The 16,298-nt window shown below is 40.7% G+C and carries 15 protein-coding genes; 2 read left to right on the forward strand and 13 right to left on the reverse strand.

What is annotated here, in order from left to right; all coding sequences use genetic code 11:
- Positions 1-11 precede the first annotated feature (11 nt).
- From mazG to rlmD, 3 genes are read right to left on the reverse strand one after another with little or no spacing between them, the layout of a single operon-like run.
- A complete protein-coding gene (gene mazG, locus CIK86_RS09495; protein ID WP_086995054.1) occupies positions 12-809 on the reverse strand; it encodes a nucleoside triphosphate pyrophosphohydrolase in 798 nt (265 codons plus the stop codon).
- A gap of 2 nt (positions 810-811) precedes the next feature.
- A complete protein-coding gene (gene relA / locus CIK86_RS09500; RefSeq protein ID WP_086995051.1) occupies positions 812-2,968 on the reverse strand; it encodes a GTP diphosphokinase in 2,157 nt (718 codons plus the stop codon).
- Between the two features lie 8 nt (positions 2,969-2,976).
- Positions 2,977-4,302 carry a 23S rRNA (uracil(1939)-C(5))-methyltransferase RlmD gene (gene rlmD / locus CIK86_RS09505; RefSeq protein WP_011327434.1) on the reverse strand — a complete coding sequence of 442 codons (1,326 nt, stop codon included), beginning with the start codon at positions 4,300-4,302 and terminating at the stop codon, positions 2,977-2,979.
- 102 nt (positions 4,303-4,404) lie between these two features.
- Between rlmD and barA the strand changes: the two genes are divergently transcribed.
- Entirely contained in the window at positions 4,405-7,161 is a 2,757-nt protein-coding gene (barA, locus tag CIK86_RS09510) for a two-component sensor histidine kinase BarA (RefSeq protein ID WP_086995048.1), read from the forward strand.
- A 62-nt stretch (positions 7,162-7,223) separates the two neighbouring features.
- The gene (locus CIK86_RS09515; protein ID WP_086995046.1) at positions 7,224-7,592 is read left to right on the forward strand and encodes a VOC family protein; all 369 of its coding nucleotides are present in this window, start codon (positions 7,224-7,226) and stop codon (positions 7,590-7,592) included.
- Between the two features lie 135 nt (positions 7,593-7,727).
- Here the strand turns inward: CIK86_RS09515 and pdxJ are convergent, their stop codons facing one another.
- The 10 genes from pdxJ to rpoE form a co-directional block, all read right to left on the reverse strand.
- Positions 7,728-8,459, reverse strand: coding sequence for a pyridoxine 5'-phosphate synthase (pdxJ, locus tag CIK86_RS09520; protein ID WP_011327431.1), 732 nt, complete (start codon positions 8,457-8,459; stop codon positions 7,728-7,730).
- Positions 8,460-8,481: 22 nt separating this feature from the next.
- A complete protein-coding gene (gene recO, locus CIK86_RS09525) occupies positions 8,482-9,174 on the reverse strand; it encodes a DNA repair protein RecO (protein WP_011327430.1) in 693 nt (230 codons plus the stop codon).
- 22 nt (positions 9,175-9,196) lie between these two features.
- Entirely contained in the window at positions 9,197-10,129 is a 933-nt protein-coding gene (era, locus tag CIK86_RS09530) for a GTPase Era (protein WP_011327429.1), read from the reverse strand.
- Positions 10,119-10,796, reverse strand: a complete 678-nt coding sequence (rnc, locus tag CIK86_RS09535; protein ID WP_041454353.1) for a ribonuclease III — start codon at positions 10,794-10,796, stop codon at positions 10,119-10,121. Before rnc ends, era begins: the two co-directional genes overlap by 11 nt.
- A 2-nt stretch (positions 10,797-10,798) precedes the next feature.
- The gene (lepB, locus tag CIK86_RS09540; protein ID WP_058372740.1) at positions 10,799-11,734 is read right to left on the reverse strand and encodes a signal peptidase I; all 936 of its coding nucleotides are present in this window, start codon (positions 11,732-11,734) and stop codon (positions 10,799-10,801) included.
- Positions 11,735-11,750: 16 nt separating this feature from the next.
- Positions 11,751-13,541 carry a translation elongation factor 4 gene (gene lepA, locus CIK86_RS09545; protein WP_086995043.1) on the reverse strand — a complete coding sequence of 597 codons (1,791 nt, stop codon included), beginning with the start codon at positions 13,539-13,541 and terminating at the stop codon, positions 11,751-11,753.
- A gap of 122 nt (positions 13,542-13,663) precedes the next feature.
- A complete protein-coding gene (locus CIK86_RS09550) occupies positions 13,664-14,113 on the reverse strand; it encodes a SoxR reducing system RseC family protein (protein WP_011327425.1) in 450 nt (149 codons plus the stop codon).
- 20 nt (positions 14,114-14,133) lie between these two features.
- Positions 14,134-15,087 carry a MucB/RseB C-terminal domain-containing protein gene (locus CIK86_RS09555; protein ID WP_086995040.1) on the reverse strand — a complete coding sequence of 318 codons (954 nt, stop codon included), beginning with the start codon at positions 15,085-15,087 and terminating at the stop codon, positions 14,134-14,136.
- A gap of 4 nt (positions 15,088-15,091) precedes the next feature.
- A complete protein-coding gene (locus tag CIK86_RS09560) occupies positions 15,092-15,709 on the reverse strand; it encodes an anti sigma-E factor RseA C-terminal domain-containing protein (RefSeq protein WP_011327423.1) in 618 nt (205 codons plus the stop codon).
- 1 nt (position 15,710) lies between these two features.
- Entirely contained in the window at positions 15,711-16,292 is a 582-nt protein-coding gene (gene rpoE, locus CIK86_RS09565; RefSeq protein WP_011327422.1) for an RNA polymerase sigma factor RpoE, read from the reverse strand.
- Positions 16,293-16,298: the final 6 nt, after the last annotated feature.

Genomic DNA, 16,298 nt, shown 5'->3' on the forward strand with positions numbered 1-16,298 from the left:
TTTACTACAAACTATTTGACTTTTTTGATCTCATCCCATGCTGCATCCATCTCATCAAGCGTGGCAGACTCTAAACATTTACCTTGGGCATTTAAATAAGCTTGGACTTTTTCAAAGCGAGTTGAAAACTTGTCGCTGGCGCTGCGCAGTAATTGCTCTGGGTCGCGCTTTATATGGCGCGCAACGTTTACTGTAGCAAACAGTAAATCGCCCAGCTCTTCTGCACTATGATCTGAATACGGATTGTGAGCGAGTGCTTCTTTTACTTCGTCTACTTCTTCGCTCACTTTATCCAATGCACCATGGTAACTTGGCCAATCAAAACCAAGAGCTGCTACCCGCTGCTGAATTTTTTTAGCTTTGCTTAAGCTTGGCATATTAACGGGAATATCTTGCCACAGCGAAGATGTAGCGCTTGCAGTTTTAGCGCTGCGCTCTTGTGCCTTAATTGCTTGCCACTGCGCTGCAAGCTCATCATCGCTTAGCGCTGTTTGCTTGTCGAACACATGAGGATGGCGGCGCGTAAGTTTAGCGTTTACTTGTGTCACTATATCGTTAAAATCAAATAGTTTTTGCTCATTTGCAAGTTGAGCATAAAACACAATTTGAAAGAGTAAATCGCCAAGTTCATTTTTAAGCTCACCTAAATTGCCCGATTCAATGCAATCGGCCACTTCAAACGCTTCCTCAATAGTGTGCGGCACTATTGAGCTAAAAGTTTGCTTACGATCCCAGGGGCAACCAAGCTCAGGATCTCTTAGCGTTTTCATTATATTTAGTAGTTGCGCAAGCGCGGCGTTATCTGCCATATTTATTGCCCTCGCTTTGCACTGTGTACACCTTCAATTTGGTGTAACTTAGAAAGCACTCTATTAGTACCCGACAGATCGTGTACCTCTATTTGCATAGTAAATATAGCAATTTGATTATCATCAACGGTATTTACATTCATATTTAGCACATTCACTTTTTCGTTGGCTAACACTACACTTATGTCGCGAATTAAACCTGAGCGGTCGCTGGCTTCTATTCTAATACTTAGCGCATAGGAGTTATGAATATCGTCTGACCAGCTTACAGAAATAACCCGCTCTGGGTGCTGGTTTTTTAAATTATCAAACGAGTCGCAATCATCACGATGTACACCAATACCGCGCCCTTGCGTTATATAGCCAATAATTTCATCCCCCGGAACCGGACGACAACATTTAGCAACATGACTCATTAAACTGCCTACGCCGTCAACCACAATACCGTTATTATCACCGGTTACTTTTGTTGGGGTTTTAAAGCGTATTACCGGCTCGTCTTCGGGGCGATCGGTAACAAAGTTAAGCATTTGATTAAGGCGAATATCGCCTGCGCCAATGGCGACCATTAAATCGTCGAGCTCTTTAAAGTTAAAACGCTTAATAGCGGGTGCTAAGTCTCTATAATTTAAATCGAGCTTTTGCAGTTCGTTATCAAGTATTTCTTTACCGGCACTAAGATTTTTGTCGCGATCGAGCTGTTTAAACCAATGGTGTATTTTTGCTCTAGCACGCGATGATTTTATATAGCCTAATGACGGGTTTAACCAATCGCGGCTGGGGTTTGGCTGTTTTTGGGTAAGAATTTCTACCTGATCGCCGGTGCTTAACTGATGGGTAAATGGCACAATTTTGCCAAATACTTTAGCGCCAATACAACGATGCCCCACATTAGAGTGAATATAATAAGCAAAATCTAATGGTGTTGCTCCCAGTGGTAAATCAAAAATATCGCCGCGCGGGGTAAATACGTATACACGGTCTTCTACCACTTGGTTTTTAAGCTCTTGCGCTAGGTCGCTACCATCAACCACTTCTTCTTGCCATTGTAATAGTTTACGCAACCAGCTAATTTTTTGCTCATAACCTGAGCCTCGCCCTGGCAATGCGCCTTCTTTATACATCCAATGCGCAGCAACACCCAACTCGGCATCTTGGTGCATATCGCTGGTGCGAATTTGAATCTCTACCGTTTTGCCTTCGGGGCCAAATACCACGGTATGAATAGACTGATAGCCATTTTGCTTTGGCGTGGCTACGTAGTCGTCAAACTCTTTATGCAAATGACGCCAGTTAGTGTGCACTATGCCCAGTGCACCGTAACAATCTTGCAGGCGCTGCACTACAATACGCATTGCGCGAATATCAAACAGTTGATCAAACTCGTAGTTTTTTTGCGCCATTTTTTTATAAATGCTGTAAATATGCTTTGGTCGCCCGTAAACCTCAGCTTCTATGCCCGCTTCGCTTAAGCGGTTTTTAACTTGCGCTACCATGTCTTCCATGTAGGCTTCACGCGCTAAGCGTTTGTCATCAAGCTGTTTGGCAATGTTTTTATAAATATTGGGGTGTAAATACCTAAACGATAAGTCTTCAAGCTCCCACTTTAATTGCCCTATACCTAAGCGGTTTGCCAGTGGTGCAAAAATGTCAGCGGTTTCTTTGGCGGCAATAACGCGCTCTTCTTCTGCGGCATTTTTTACATTGCGTAAATGACATACTTGCTCTGCTAACTTAATAACAACCGCGCGCACATCCTCTACCATAGCAAGTAACATACGGCGAATATTATCAACCTGTACCGTGCCTTTTCCTTGATGCGCCAAAGTGCTAATAGTCGCCATTTGTGCGACCCCGCTTAGCAATACCGCAATACTGCTACCTAGCTGCTCTTCAACAGTTTCAAGGGTGACTAAGTTATTTATAAAATACGGCGTTAAATAAGCAGTAGCTAATGAGTCTGCATCAAGATTAAGCTCAGCTAAAATTTCGACCATTTCAATGGCTGTGCTTTGTCGGGTGGTATTGTCGCACGCTAAACAAAGTGCCTGTGCTTTATTAAGCAGCTCTACTTTTTCTGCCGACAGAGCAAGCAACTTTAAGCGACTAGTAAAGTCCCCGGTTTCATCCTGTTGATGTGATTGACGTGTAGCTACCATAATGCGCTTTACCTCCGTTGAAATAACGCCATAGTTTCAATATGTCCGGTGTGCGGAAACATATTCATTAGCCCAATTTTATGCAGCTCAAAGCCTGCTTGCGAAATAATAGCGCTGTCACGGGCTAAAGTAACAGGGTCGCATGAGACGTATAAAATAGTTTTAAACTGCTTTAAAGGAAGTTGTTCTAATACCGTTATTGCCCCAGTACGTGAGGGGTCTAACACCAGTACATCTAAATTTTTATTAAACCACGAAGCCGTTTCAATTTTATTTGTTAAATCAAAGCAATTAAATTGAGCATTAGTGATTGAGTTAGTGTGCGCATTTTGCGTTGCCATTGCAACCGCTGAAGCAACCCCTTCTACACCAATTACTGTTTTTGCTTGTTTTGCCAGCACTAGTGAAAAGTTACCAATACCACAAAATAAATCTAATACGTTTTCGTCGCCTTTTAGTGCCAGCCAATTTTGTGCTTGTTTAAGCATTGCTTGATTAACGCTAGCATTAACTTGGATAAAGTTATTTAAGCCAAATTCAAACTTTAACCCTAACTCTTCAAGTGCATAAAATGGCATGGCTAAATGTGAGTGTTCAATCACTTCACTTTCGCTTTGCCACACTAATTGCCATTGTTGCTCAGCGGCACTTTGTGCTACCAGTGCTTTTATATCCTCTGAAATAGGTTTTGTGTGGCGAATAATAACAAAGTTTTGCTCATCGCCTTGGCACAATTGCAAGTGAGATACACTGTGCAATGCCTTGTGTTGATTAATTAAGTTATCAAATACAGTAAATACATTTGCAAATACTTCACTTAGTACTGGGCACTCATTAATACTAATAATACTTTTAGAGCCACTTGCTCTATAGCCTACATGCATTTTTTTTGCTTTTTTATCAAACATTACCGCTAAACGAGCACTTCGTCGGTAATGAGTGGCTTTACTTAATAAGGGTGCTTGCCAGTTTAATTCATCAAGCTTGGCAAACTTTTCAAATAATTTGCTCACTGCTATTTGCTTTTCGACTACCTGTTGGCTGCTATCTAAATGCTGTAACTGACAACCACCACATTGATTATAATGCTCACAAAACGGCGCTACGCGATATTCACTCGCCTGTAATACTTTATGCGTTTGCGCTTCGCTATAACGCGCTTTGTCGGCGATAATGGTGGCTTTTACTTGCTCGTTTGGCAAAGCATTACTTACAAAGCACACTTTATTATTATGTTTAGCTATGCCGCGACCATGGTGATCCATGGCGGTGATATCGAGCACTAAAGACTGTTGTTTTAGCGGTTTTTTTGTTGCTTTAAATATTTGCGCCATTAGGCATTACCTTAAACATTTGATGAATCGACTCCAATTGCAGAATACCTCATTATCCGTATATACTCTGAGCATGCTAATAACAATAATAACGCTCCCAATATGACTAAATTAGGCTTACGCGATTCTGTTTTAACACTCACTCTGATCCCCACGGTGATCATTGGATTGTTACTCGGTGGTTATTTTACAATAAATCGTTACATTGAGCTTGATGAAATTTTATATCAACAAGGGACGACTATTTCAGAGCCCCTTGCTATTGCGCTTGAGCAGCCATTACTTGAAAAAAACAAACAACTACTAAATCGTGTCATTAGCTATACCCACAATAAGCACTCCCCGGTAGTAAAGGCGATTGCATTATTTGACGACAATAATAAGCTAATAATAACCAGTAACTATCATCGCGAGTTTGACGACTTGCTCAACAACGAGCAACTAAATAATCTTAATGCCACTCAAGTTCATAAAACAGATGATTTAATTACCTTTTTTACACCCATTATTAATCACACAAGTCCTGATACAAAATGGGATAAATCGATATTTCAAACCTCACTAGGAACTGTGGTATTACAGTTAAATAGAGATCAAGCGGTTATTGGCCAGCAAAGAGCCTTACTGGTCAGTGGTATTGTTATTATACTAGCCCTAGTACTGGCTGCTATTTTAGCACTTAAACTTAGCCATATGTTTATGACCCCTCTTAATAAATTAGTACTGGCAACCGATAGGCTCGTAGAAGGTAAAAGAGAAACTGGTTTAAACGAGTCCATGATTGGTGAGTTTGAGTTACTCCGCGAAGGGTTAAATACTATTTCTTACTCTATGGTGATGCAAAAAGATGAAATGCAAAAAAACATTGATCAAGCCACCAGTGATTACCGCGAAACATTAGAGCAGTACGAAACGCAAAATATTCAGCTCACTATGGCAAAAAAAGAAGCTCAAGATGCCAACCGAGTTAAATCTGACTTTTTGGCAAAAATGAGTCATGAGCTACGCACCCCTTTAAATGGCGTGATTGGTTTTACGCGTCAGCTGCATAAAACGCCATTAAATAAAAACCAAAAAGATTACTTAGATACCATTGAACTGTCGGCTAATAGTTTAATGACCATTATTAGCGATATATTAGACTTTTCAAAATTAGAAGCAGGCGCTATGGAACTTGAGTCTATTCAGTTTCAGTTGCGCGATACCGTTAACGAAGTAATGACGCTGTTAGCCCCAAGCGCCCATGATAAGCAGCTTGAACTGTCTATTTATATTAGCCCGCAAGTGCCCGATCACCTAACCGGTGATCCTACGCGATTAAAACAAGTTTTAATTAATTTATTAAGTAACGCAATTAAGTTTACCGAAAAAGGCGCTATAAAAGTCGACATTAGCCATAGACTACTCGATGATGAGCGCACCTCAATTTTAGTTTCAGTGGCCGATACAGGCGTAGGTATTCCTGTTGATAAGCAAGATGCATTATTTACCGCCTTTGGCCAAGCCGATTCAAGTATTACCCGTAAATTTGGTGGCACTGGCTTGGGGCTAATTATCACCAAGCATATTGTAGAGGCCATGAGTGGTAAAATTACACTTAACTCAGCCCCTGGTAATGGCACCTGCTTTACCTTTAATGGCGTATTTAGATTACCTAATCATGTGTTTGCCAGTGACTTACCAACTAAATCTTTGCTCGGTAAGCATGTTTTATATTTAGAGCCACAAGAGCACACCCATCACGCAGTTTTATCTTTGCTTAACGAATGGCAAATAAGTGTGACCGGCTGCTTTAGCGACGCAGAATTTTTAACTGCAATTGATAATAAAGAGCAGCAATATGATATTTGTATCATAGGTGATATGGCCTCAGTTAACGATATGCAGCGCTTAAAAAGCCATGTAAAAGCGGTACGTGAATCAACCGATTATTTATACTTAATGCTCAATACGGTATCGCATAGTATGCGTGAAGCCTTTATTGGTAGTGGCGCTGATGCCTGCTTAAGTAAACCGCTTAACCATCGTAAATTGTGTGAACTACTTGCCGCGCCGTATCGATTAGATCACCCGGTGCACAACATTGAGCAAAATGAGCAAACACTCTTACCGTTAAAAGTATTAGTAGTTGACGATAATGACGCTAACTTAAAATTAATTTATACCTTACTTAATGAGCAGGTTGAGCTAATAGACACTGCGCACAATGGCTCGCAAGCTTACAGTTTAAGTAAAAGCCACAAGTACGACGTAATATTTATGGACATACAAATGCCAATTATGGATGGTATTACTGCCTGTAAGTTAATTAAAGAATCATCATTAAACGAAGATACTCCAATAATTGCAGTGACCGCACATGCACTGCATAGCGAAAAAGAGCAGCTATTAAAAGACGGTTTTGAAGGGTATTTAACTAAACCGATTGATGAGGACATGCTCAATCAAATTATTTGCGATCACAGCCCACAACTACCAGTTAGCCGCGATAAACTAAAAAACATGCCACAAAGCCCGCCCCCTTTTAAGAGTGTGCGCCTTGATTGGGGCATAGCACTGCAACATGCTGGCGGTAAAAGTGAGCTGGCATTAGAAATGCTCAATATGTTATTACTCAGCGTGCCCGAAACACTTAGCCTATTAGCACAAGCTATTGCCGATGAAGACTGCAAACAAGTACTGAGCATTATTCATAAGTTACATGGTGCGTGTTGCTACACTGGCGTACCTAAATTAAAGTCGCTGGCCGAAACAATCGAAACCGCGTTAAAAAGTAACTGCGTATTAGCCACTATTGAACCTGAGTTATTTGAACTACAAGACGAGCTAGAGAACTTACTACTTGATGCTAAAGATTAAAGGCTCGAAACTATAAAACGATAGCTATTGCGCCATCAGTACAATAAACAGGAAGAGACTTTATGAGCAATAACAAAGTAATTGGTAGTATTGAATGGCGCGATCTTACTGTGGCTGATGCACAGCAAATCAGCGACTTTTATGCACACGTTGTTGGTTGGCAAAAAGAGCCTGTAGATATGGGCAGTTACAATGATTTTAATATGAATAACGCACAAGGGACAATAGCAGGCATTTGCCATGCTAAGGGCGATAACGCCGATTTACCAGCGCAGTGGTTAATGTATGTTCGCGTAGAAAATGCTCAGCTTAGCGCACAAAAAACGCTGGAGTTAGGAGGCGAAATTATTAAAGGGCCGACTGAATATGGTGGCGAAAGCTATTTTATTATTCGCGATCCAAGTGGCGCTATTTTAGCAGTGTATTCTTAACTTTTAGTGGCTTTAATTGTACTCACCCAAGCTAGTTGCTAACTTGCATAACAGCCGGGCTCAAAATTAGAAGCTCCATGCACCTAATATAACTAAGTAGCAAGAAGCTTCAAGTAGCTTATTTAAAGCGAGGCTTTAGGCACGCGCTTCAAGCATTAAGCGTTTCATATCGCGTACGGCTTTATCTAGCCCATCAATGGCGGCACGAGCAATAATGGCGTGACCAATATTAAGCTCATAAATTTCTTCCATTGCGGCAATTGGTTTTACATTATGGTAATGCAAACCATGGCCCGCATTGACAATTAAGCCAATACTGGCTGCGTATTTAACGCCTTGGCGAATATGTTCAAGCTCTTTGCTTATTGCCTCATCGGTTGTAGCATCTGCATAAGCACCGGTATGAATTTCAACATACGGAGCGCCTGTTGCTTTAGCTGCATCTAGCTGCGCTTTATCAGCATCAATAAATAACGAAACTTTAATACCTGCGTCGCTCAAGGTTTTTGTTGCTGCGGTAATTTTTTCAAGATTACCCGCCACATCAAGTCCGCCTTCGGTGGTTAGCTCTTCGCGTTTTTCTGGCACTAGGCATACGTACTCAGGTTTTACCTCAAGTGCAATATTGATCATTTCATCGGTTACGGCTGTTTCAAGGTTCATGCGTGTTTGAATGGTTTTAGCCATTACATACACGTCACGGTCTTGAATATGACGGCGATCTTCACGTAAATGAATAGTGATACCGTCGGCTCCTGCATGCTCAGCTACACTTGCTGCATGTGCTGGATCAGGGTAGCTAGTGCCACGTGCTTGGCGAAGTGTTGCAATATGATCAACGTTTACACCCAAAAGAATATCTTTCATTATTTTACCTGTAAAATTACGTTTATTGAGAGGCCGCAAATAACTCACGACTTTTTAATGGTTTATTACCAAGTAGTGGCTTTAATAAGTAGCGGCTTAATTGCTTTGCCATATATAACACATCTGCTTGGCTAAAGTCATGATTAGCTATGGCATTAAGTTGCAAACCGCTAAATCCAGAGCGCGGATCGTCTTGTACTAAAAAGCCAACTTCTGCAAAATAGCTATACGTTCGCTTTTCATCTATGGGTTCACCGCTGGCGTCAAAACTAAAATCGACGCCATAACCTAATAGTTCTAATAGTTGAAATTCGTAAGAACGCAGTACTGCTTGTAAATTAGCACCGCTATTAAGGTTTTTTAAGTGCGTATTATAAAGCTGAAAAACCTGATCAATCGGTTCATTAATTGGCACAATTCGATTAGTTAATTCATTTAAATAAAAGCCGCAATAAAGCTCATCACCTTTTAAAAAAAGTGGCGTTCCGTGCAGTTCAAATTTGTTGATGTATTTTAAATCGTACTTGCCGTTGTAATGTACCAACAAGGCTTGGAAAGGTTGTAATTGCGCTTTATGTTTAGTGGCCTGGCGGCCACTAATACGGGCTAGCATTCTAAGTTGGCCAACGCCTTCTACTAGCATATCAAGCATTACTTGGGAGTCACTATAAGGACGCCGATGTAATAAATACGCTCTGTAGAAGTCGCTATCCATAATTTAAACTGCTAGCAGATTATTAGTCTTCACCATAACCTAGGCTTCTTAATGCGCGCTCGTCATCAGCCCAACCCGATTTAACTTTAACCCAAAGCTCTAAAAACACTTTATTATCGAGCATTTCTTCAAGATCTTTACGTGCTTCGCGACCAATGGTTTTTAGCTTTTCGCCTTTATTACCAATCACCATACGCTTTTGTGTTTCGCGCTCAACGAGTATTAAACCATTGATATGCCAAATACCGTTTTCTTGCCATTTAAACTGCTCTATTTCAACAGTAACAGAATACGGTAGCTCCTCGCCCATAAAACGCATTAGCTTTTCACGAATGGTTTCTGCTGCCATAAAGCGCATTGAACGGTCGGTTACGTAGTCTTCTGGAAAATAAAATTCACTTGGCTGAAGGCGTTTAGTTACTTCAGCTTTGATCAAGTCGATATTTTTACCTTGCTCAGCCGACACTGGCATAATACCAATAAAGTCAAACTTGTCGCCTAACCACTTCATATGAGGCAGTACTAGGTCGCGATCTTTTACTAAATCTATTTTATTGATCACCAATAATACCGGCTTACCACTTTGCGATACTTTATTAAGTACCATGTCGTCATCGGCATTCCAGTGGGTGCCTTCAACTACAAATATAATAAGCTCTACATCACCAATTGAACTTGATGCTGCGCGGTTCATTAAGCGGTTAATAGCACGTTTTTCTTCAACGTGTAGGCCAGGTGTATCAACGTAAACAGCTTGATGCTTACCTTCGGTATGAATACCCATAATACGGTGGCGTGTGGTTTGTGGCTTACGTGAGGTAATACTAACCTTTTGCTCAATAATTTTATTAAGTAAAGTAGATTTACCTACGTTAGGGCGCCCTACTATTGCGATCATGCCGCAAAACGTATCTATATCGCCATCGTGTGGTTGTATTAAGGTATCAAGGTTCATTTTTAAGTATCTTCAATGCTTTTTCAGCAGCTTTTTGTTCGGCTTTACGACGCGAGCTACCAACAGAAATAATGCTATCCATGCCATCAACAATACATTCAACCGTGAATGTTTGATTGTGTGCCTGGCCTTTTGTATCAACAACTGTATAGCCCGGTAACGATAGTTTACGAGCTTGCAAATGCTCTTGCAGCAGGGTCTTAGGATCTTTTTGATTAAGCCCTGGTGAAATAGCATTTAAACGCTCTTCGTACCAAGATAAAATTAATTCGCCACAGCGTTCAATATCCGAATCTAAAAACACAGCGCCAATAATCGCCTCTACGGCATCGGCAAGTGTTGACTCGCGACGAAAGCCGCCACTTTTTAGCTCGCCTGGACCTAAGCGTAAATAATCCCCTAAGCCAAACTCTAAGCCAAATTCAGCCAATGTTTGACCACGCACTAAGGTAGAGCGCATACGGCTTAAATCGCCTTCACGCGCTTTAGGAAATTTAGCATACAGCGCATTTGCAATCACAAAGCTTAAAATTGAATCGCCTAAAAATTCTAGTCGCTCGTTATGCTGACCTTTATGACTACGATGCGTCATTGCTTGCTCAAGCAAGCCTTGATCTGCAAATATGTAGTCTATTGTTTTGTATAGTTCTGTTACATTTTTTTTCATTGCTATTGAATATTACCTAGGCGTTCAAAACGAACACCAGTTGGAACCCATCCTGGTAAAATGTCATCTGGGCCATTATCAAATTCAAAACTCATCCATATAAAGACAGCTTTACCCACCAAGTTTTCTTTTGGCACAAAACCCCAAAAGCGACTATCTTGGCTGTTATCGCGATTATCACCCATCATAAAATAATGATCAGCAGGAACAACCCATTCATCGGTAGGTGTACCTGGTTGCTGATAATAACGCCCTTTACGTTCAGGCGCCTGAGGGTTAATTAAAATATCATGGCTTAACGTAGTTAAGTTTTCATTTAAACGCGCTAATGCCATTGAGCCTTGCTTAAATTCGTCGTCATTAATTAATTTAAAATCAATTTTATTAAATTCATTACAAAGCAGCTCACCCTGCTGGGTTTCACCAGCTTTACAATTTGGTTGAATATATAAACGCTTATCACGATAAACTATTTTATCGCCAGGCAAGCCTATTGTGCGTTTAATAAAATCGACCTTTTCGTCTAGCGGGTATTTAAAAACAATAATATCACCACGCTCAGGCTCACCTACATCAACTAATTGGCTGCGCCATACAGGGTCTTTAATCCCGTACGAATACTTTTGCACTAAAATAAAATCTCCTACTAATAAAGTAGGCATCATTGAACCTGAAGGTATTTGAAACGGTTCAAACATAAACGATCTAAATATAGTGATAGCAGCAATCATCGGAAAAATCGACTTTGCTGTTTCTGTAAGCATAGGCTCTGGTGCAATTAATGCGGCAGTTTCTTCATCTAATTTACCACCAGCAGAAGCCTCTGCCATAGCCAAATGCGCATTTCGTTTCGGCGCAAACATTAAGTGGTCTATTAACCATATTAGACCTGAGCCTAAGGTTAATAGCACCAATAAAACTGAAAAATAGCCAGCCATTTATAATCCTTTGTTTTTATTTACCAACTTTTAAAATAGCTAAAAACGCTTCTTGAGGCACTTCAACGTTACCTACTTGCTTCATGCGTTTCTTACCATCTTTTTGCTTTTTAAGTAGCTTTTTCTTACGACTCACATCACCGCCGTAACACTTAGCAATTACGTTTTTACGCATCTGTTTTATCGTAGTACGGGCAATAACATGTCCGCCAATAGCTGCCTGAATCGCAATATCAAACATTTGACGTGGAATTAGCTCTTTTAGCGCATCAGCTAATTGACGACCGCGTGATTGTGCGCTGTCGCGGTGAGCAATGATCGCCAGCGCGTCGACGCGCTCTGAGTTGATTAAAATATCAACACGTACCATATCTGATGTTTGGAAATGCTTAAAGTTGTAATCAAGTGAAGCAAAACCGCGGCTTGTAGATTTTAATTTATCAAAAAAGTCCATAACTACTTCTGCCATAGGCAGTTCGTAAGTTACCGCAACTTGCTTACCGTGATATGACATTTTAGTTTGCATGCCACGCTTATCAACACACAAAGTAATAACACTGCCTAAGTATTCTTGCGGCACTAAAATATTGGCTTCAACAATCGGTTCACGAATTTCTAAAATATCGTTTACCGCAGGCAAATCAGATGGGTTATCAATTTGGAAAGTCCCGTCTTTTTTAGTCACTACTTCATAAATTACGGTTGGTGCGGTGGTAATTAAATCAATATCGTATTCACGTTCTAAACGCTCTTGAATAATTTCCATGTGTAGCATGCCTAAAAAGCCACAACGAAAACCAAAACCAAGTGCTGTTGAGTTCTCTGGTTCGAAAAATAACGACGCATCGTTTAAGCTTAATTTATTAAGCGCATCACGAAACGATTCATATTCATCAGAAGCAATTGGGAACATACCTGCATACACTTGTGGTTTTATTTTTTGAAAACCAGGTAAACGCAATGGTGCCGCATTTTTTTGATGAGTGATAGTATCGCCAACAGGTGCACCATGTATTTCTTTAATACCAGCAATTACAAAGCCTACTTCACCGGTTCTTAAAATACCTGTGTTAGTTTGCTTTGGTGTAAATACACCTACCTGATCGGCTGTGTGTACGTGATCGTTCGACATGATTTTAATTTTGTCGCCCGCGCGCAGTTCACCGTGCTTAATGCGCACTAATGATACAACACCTTGGTATGGGTCAAACCATGAGTCAATTATAAGTGCTTGAAGAGGAGCATCTTTATCGCCAACCGGTGGCGGTATATCTTTAACTATCATTTCAAGTACTTCGGCAATACCAACGCCAGTTTTAGCGCTACATTGCACAGCATCTAGGGCGTCAATACCAATAATATCTTCAATTTCTTCAGCCACACGAAGCGGATCGGCTTGTGGTAAATCTATTTTATTAAGTACAGGAATAACTTCTAAGTTCATTTCAATGGCAGTGTAACAATTTGCCAGTGTTTGTGCTTCAACACCTTGACCAGCATCTACAACGAGTAACGCACCTTCACATGCTGCTAATGAGCGTGATACTTCATAAGTAAAATCAACATGCCCTGGGGTGTCGATAAAGTTAAGTTGGTAGATCTCGCCGTCATTGGCTTTATAATTCAAGGTTACACTTTGCGCTTTAATGGTAATACCACGTTCGCGCTCAATATCCATTGAATCCAAAACCTGTTTTTGCATTTCACGGTCGGTTAAACCACCACAAACTTGGATCAAACGATCTGAAAGGGTCGATTTACCATGGTCAATGTGGGCGATGATCGAAAAATTACGGATATGCTTCATAAAATGGATTCTAAACTCTATTTTAATGGACTAAGTAGATATACCTAAACAACTTGAAAATATTTGTTTTTATATTTTCAAGTTGTTGTGGCGTAAGCGGGCAATTTTACATTTAATTGGCATCAATCACCATCTATTTGAGTTAAAGGAAGGCTAATTGGATGAATTTTTATCACTTTGATATCATGCCTGAATGATTTAACCCACATTTTAGCCATTAAAAAGCCAATACCGCCACCCAAAGCAGCAGCTAAAATTTGCCATCCTTCGGTAACTAACAGTAATTCAGCGGCAACTAGCGCAAAGCCTAGGCTTAAAAATAGCGGCAACATATATACAGTAAAGGCGTGTTTAACAACGTGGCTGTCATCAAGCGATAAGGTGATTTTTTGTCCCACCACTACGGGCGTGTCAAATTTATAGGGAAAGGTTTTTTTAGCACTGCCAAATAACTTACTAAACACCTGCGATCCACAACGACCATTACAGCCTTCGCATGCTTGTTTTTGTTGTGCCTCTAAATGTGCAATGTGGCCACTAAGGGCCACAACTTTTAAGGTTTGTTCTATCATAACAACTCTTTATAAATCGATTATAATGCGCGGGTCACCGACTCTGCAATTTTTTTGGCCGTTAAACTAGGAATATTACCCACCACCGAAACATCAAAATTACCGCCGTTGTGCACATAAACTGTGGTTGCCCCAGAGGTGAGTGAGCCACTTAAGCGCTTACCCGGCAAAGGTCTTTGTATAAATACCGACACTTCTACAAAGCCATCTGAAAATAAATAGTAGTCGGTTAATTCATTATTTAAATCTAATTTATGGCGGTCTGATTTTAATAATTCAAAGCCTGCTGGCAACCAGTCTATTTTCCACGTTTTTGCCGTATTACTGTCCAATGTTTCGAGTGAGTTATTTGGTAACGGGGTTGGAAAGTTGCGATTAAGTATTTCCAGCAACATACTAGCAGGCTGCTCTGTAACACTTATGTGGGTAAGTTGCAGTTGCTCTAAAGCTTCGCCTTGATGATTAACATAGGCCGCTTTTAGTAATAAAGAGGATTCCATATCAAGCCAAATCCAGTAGTTATATTTGTCTTCATCTTTAGATTCTATACGTACTAACTGAGCTGCTCGTCCTGATATACGCCCTTTTCCACCAAGTACAAAGTCATAATGGCCACTTAAACGCTCAACGTTTTTAAACAGTACTTCAGGAATTGGCCCTGCAATTGAATCAGTTGTAAGTGAATAAGGCTCTGATTGCGGCTCAAAATAAGTAACTTGGTTGTCAACGCGTACCATTTCTAGGCCCGCGCCATTGAGTAAACTTAAGTGTTCTATCTCAATGTCATCTTGTTTTGCATGTAACCAACGGTAGGGTTCCATGGTTTTGCCTTTAACAACCACAAACGAGGCGTCAAAGTTACGGGTATGAACGGCATTAGCCATTTTAAGCAGTAAATCTTTGGCAGGATTGGTGTCGCTGGCAAAGATATTAAAGCTGATTGCCAGCGACAGAATAAAAGTAATTACTTTCATTTAATTAGTTGTTTTCCTCTGGTTTTTTTGCATCCGTTTGCGCAGCCTCTAATGAATGTGCAACACGAGCTTGGCGTTGATGCTCTAAAACAAGTGCGCCAATACGTTGCTGCTGCAATTCACGCAAACCATTTTCTGCGTTTTTAAGCGCGGGCTCCGATGAATAACTCACTGGTGATGCAGTACCTGTAAAAGGTGTTGTTTGCAGCAATGGAATTTCGCTTTGTTGCGCGCCATCGCCCTGTGGCAACATATTTACGCCTACAATAGCAAACATAGCAACACTTGCTGCAATCGCAAGTTGTGCCACTGGCTTGCGCCAATTAAATGCCACAACTTTATTGTCGTTTATAGTATCACTTTGCGGCGCAGATTGCGCTTTAGACTGACTGAAATCTGCATATACTGGTTCGCTTTCGAGTGCTAACGCAACACGCTTGCTAATATCAATATGAATATCGCTGTGATCTTTTTGAGCTCGCATTGCATCACCAATTAACGCATAACGGCCAAAGGTAGCAACGTCTTGCTCTGCAATTTTTGCATCTGCTAGTTGTTGCTCGCCGTCAAGTAATGCAGATAACGATTCGTCATCTAACCTGTTAACGTGTGCTTTTATCATACTAAGACTCGCCTATTAATGGGTTTAATTTGTTATCAATTGCTTCACGGGCACGAAATATACGCGAACGTACCGTCCCGACTGGGCAATCCATTACCACAGCTATTTCTTCATAGCTCATCCCTTCAATTTCTCTGAGGGTGATTGCGGTTTTAAGATCTTCAGGCAAACTATCAATCGTATTAAAAATAACAGCGCGTACTTCTTCGCTCAGCAGTAAATTTTCAGGAGATGCGTTAGAACGCATTGAGTCCGCGCAGTCATAAAACTCGGCATCTTGTGCGTCTATATCACTTGCTGGCGGTTTACGCCCCTGAGCTACTAAATAATTTTTAGCACAATTTACTGCAATACGGTACAACCAAGTATAAAAGGCACTATCGCCCCTAAAGTTAGGAAGCGCACGATAAGCTTTTATGAACGCTTCTTGTGCTACATCTGCAATATCACCCTGATTTGACACATAACGTGAGATCAAACCGGCAATTTTGTTTTGATACTTCTTTACTAATAGGTTGAAGGCGTTTTTATCTCCTTGCTGAACCCTTTTAACTAGCGCTAAATCTTGATCCTGCTCGCTCATTCGAGC

It is taken from the genome of Pseudoalteromonas sp. JB197 (assembly GCF_002332205.1).
GTDB lineage: Bacteria > Pseudomonadota > Gammaproteobacteria > Enterobacterales > Alteromonadaceae > Pseudoalteromonas > Pseudoalteromonas nigrifaciens.

Excerpts from the sequence above, each read along its gene's own strand:
- mazG (WP_086995054.1), bottom strand. The coding sequence starts at position 809 with ATGGCAGATAACGCCGCGCTTGCGCAACTACTAAATATAATGAAAACG.
- relA (WP_086995051.1), bottom strand. The coding sequence starts at position 2,968 with ATGGTAGCTACACGTCAATCACATCAACAGGATGAAACCGGGGACTTT.
- rlmD (WP_011327434.1), bottom strand. The coding sequence starts at position 4,302 with ATGGCGCAAATATTTAAAGCAACAAAAAAACCGCTAAAACAACAGTCT.
- barA (WP_086995048.1), top strand. The coding sequence starts at position 4,405 with ATGACTAAATTAGGCTTACGCGATTCTGTTTTAACACTCACTCTGATC.
- CIK86_RS09515 (WP_086995046.1), top strand. The coding sequence starts at position 7,224 with ATGAGCAATAACAAAGTAATTGGTAGTATTGAATGGCGCGATCTTACT.
- pdxJ (WP_011327431.1), bottom strand. The coding sequence starts at position 8,459 with ATGAAAGATATTCTTTTGGGTGTAAACGTTGATCATATTGCAACACTT.
- recO (WP_011327430.1), bottom strand. The coding sequence starts at position 9,174 with ATGGATAGCGACTTCTACAGAGCGTATTTATTACATCGGCGTCCTTAT.
- era (WP_011327429.1), bottom strand. The coding sequence starts at position 10,129 with ATGAACCTTGATACCTTAATACAACCACACGATGGCGATATAGATACG.
- rnc (WP_041454353.1), bottom strand. The coding sequence starts at position 10,796 with ATGAAAAAAAATGTAACAGAACTATACAAAACAATAGACTACATATTT.
- lepB (WP_058372740.1), bottom strand. The coding sequence starts at position 11,734 with ATGGCTGGCTATTTTTCAGTTTTATTGGTGCTATTAACCTTAGGCTCA.
- lepA (WP_086995043.1), bottom strand. The coding sequence starts at position 13,541 with ATGAAGCATATCCGTAATTTTTCGATCATCGCCCACATTGACCATGGT.
- CIK86_RS09550 (WP_011327425.1), bottom strand. The coding sequence starts at position 14,113 with ATGATAGAACAAACCTTAAAAGTTGTGGCCCTTAGTGGCCACATTGCA.
- CIK86_RS09555 (WP_086995040.1), bottom strand. The coding sequence starts at position 15,087 with ATGAAAGTAATTACTTTTATTCTGTCGCTGGCAATCAGCTTTAATATC.
- CIK86_RS09560 (WP_011327423.1), bottom strand. The coding sequence starts at position 15,709 with ATGATAAAAGCACACGTTAACAGGTTAGATGACGAATCGTTATCTGCA.
- rpoE (WP_011327422.1), bottom strand. The coding sequence starts at position 16,292 with ATGAGCGAGCAGGATCAAGATTTAGCGCTAGTTAAAAGGGTTCAGCAA.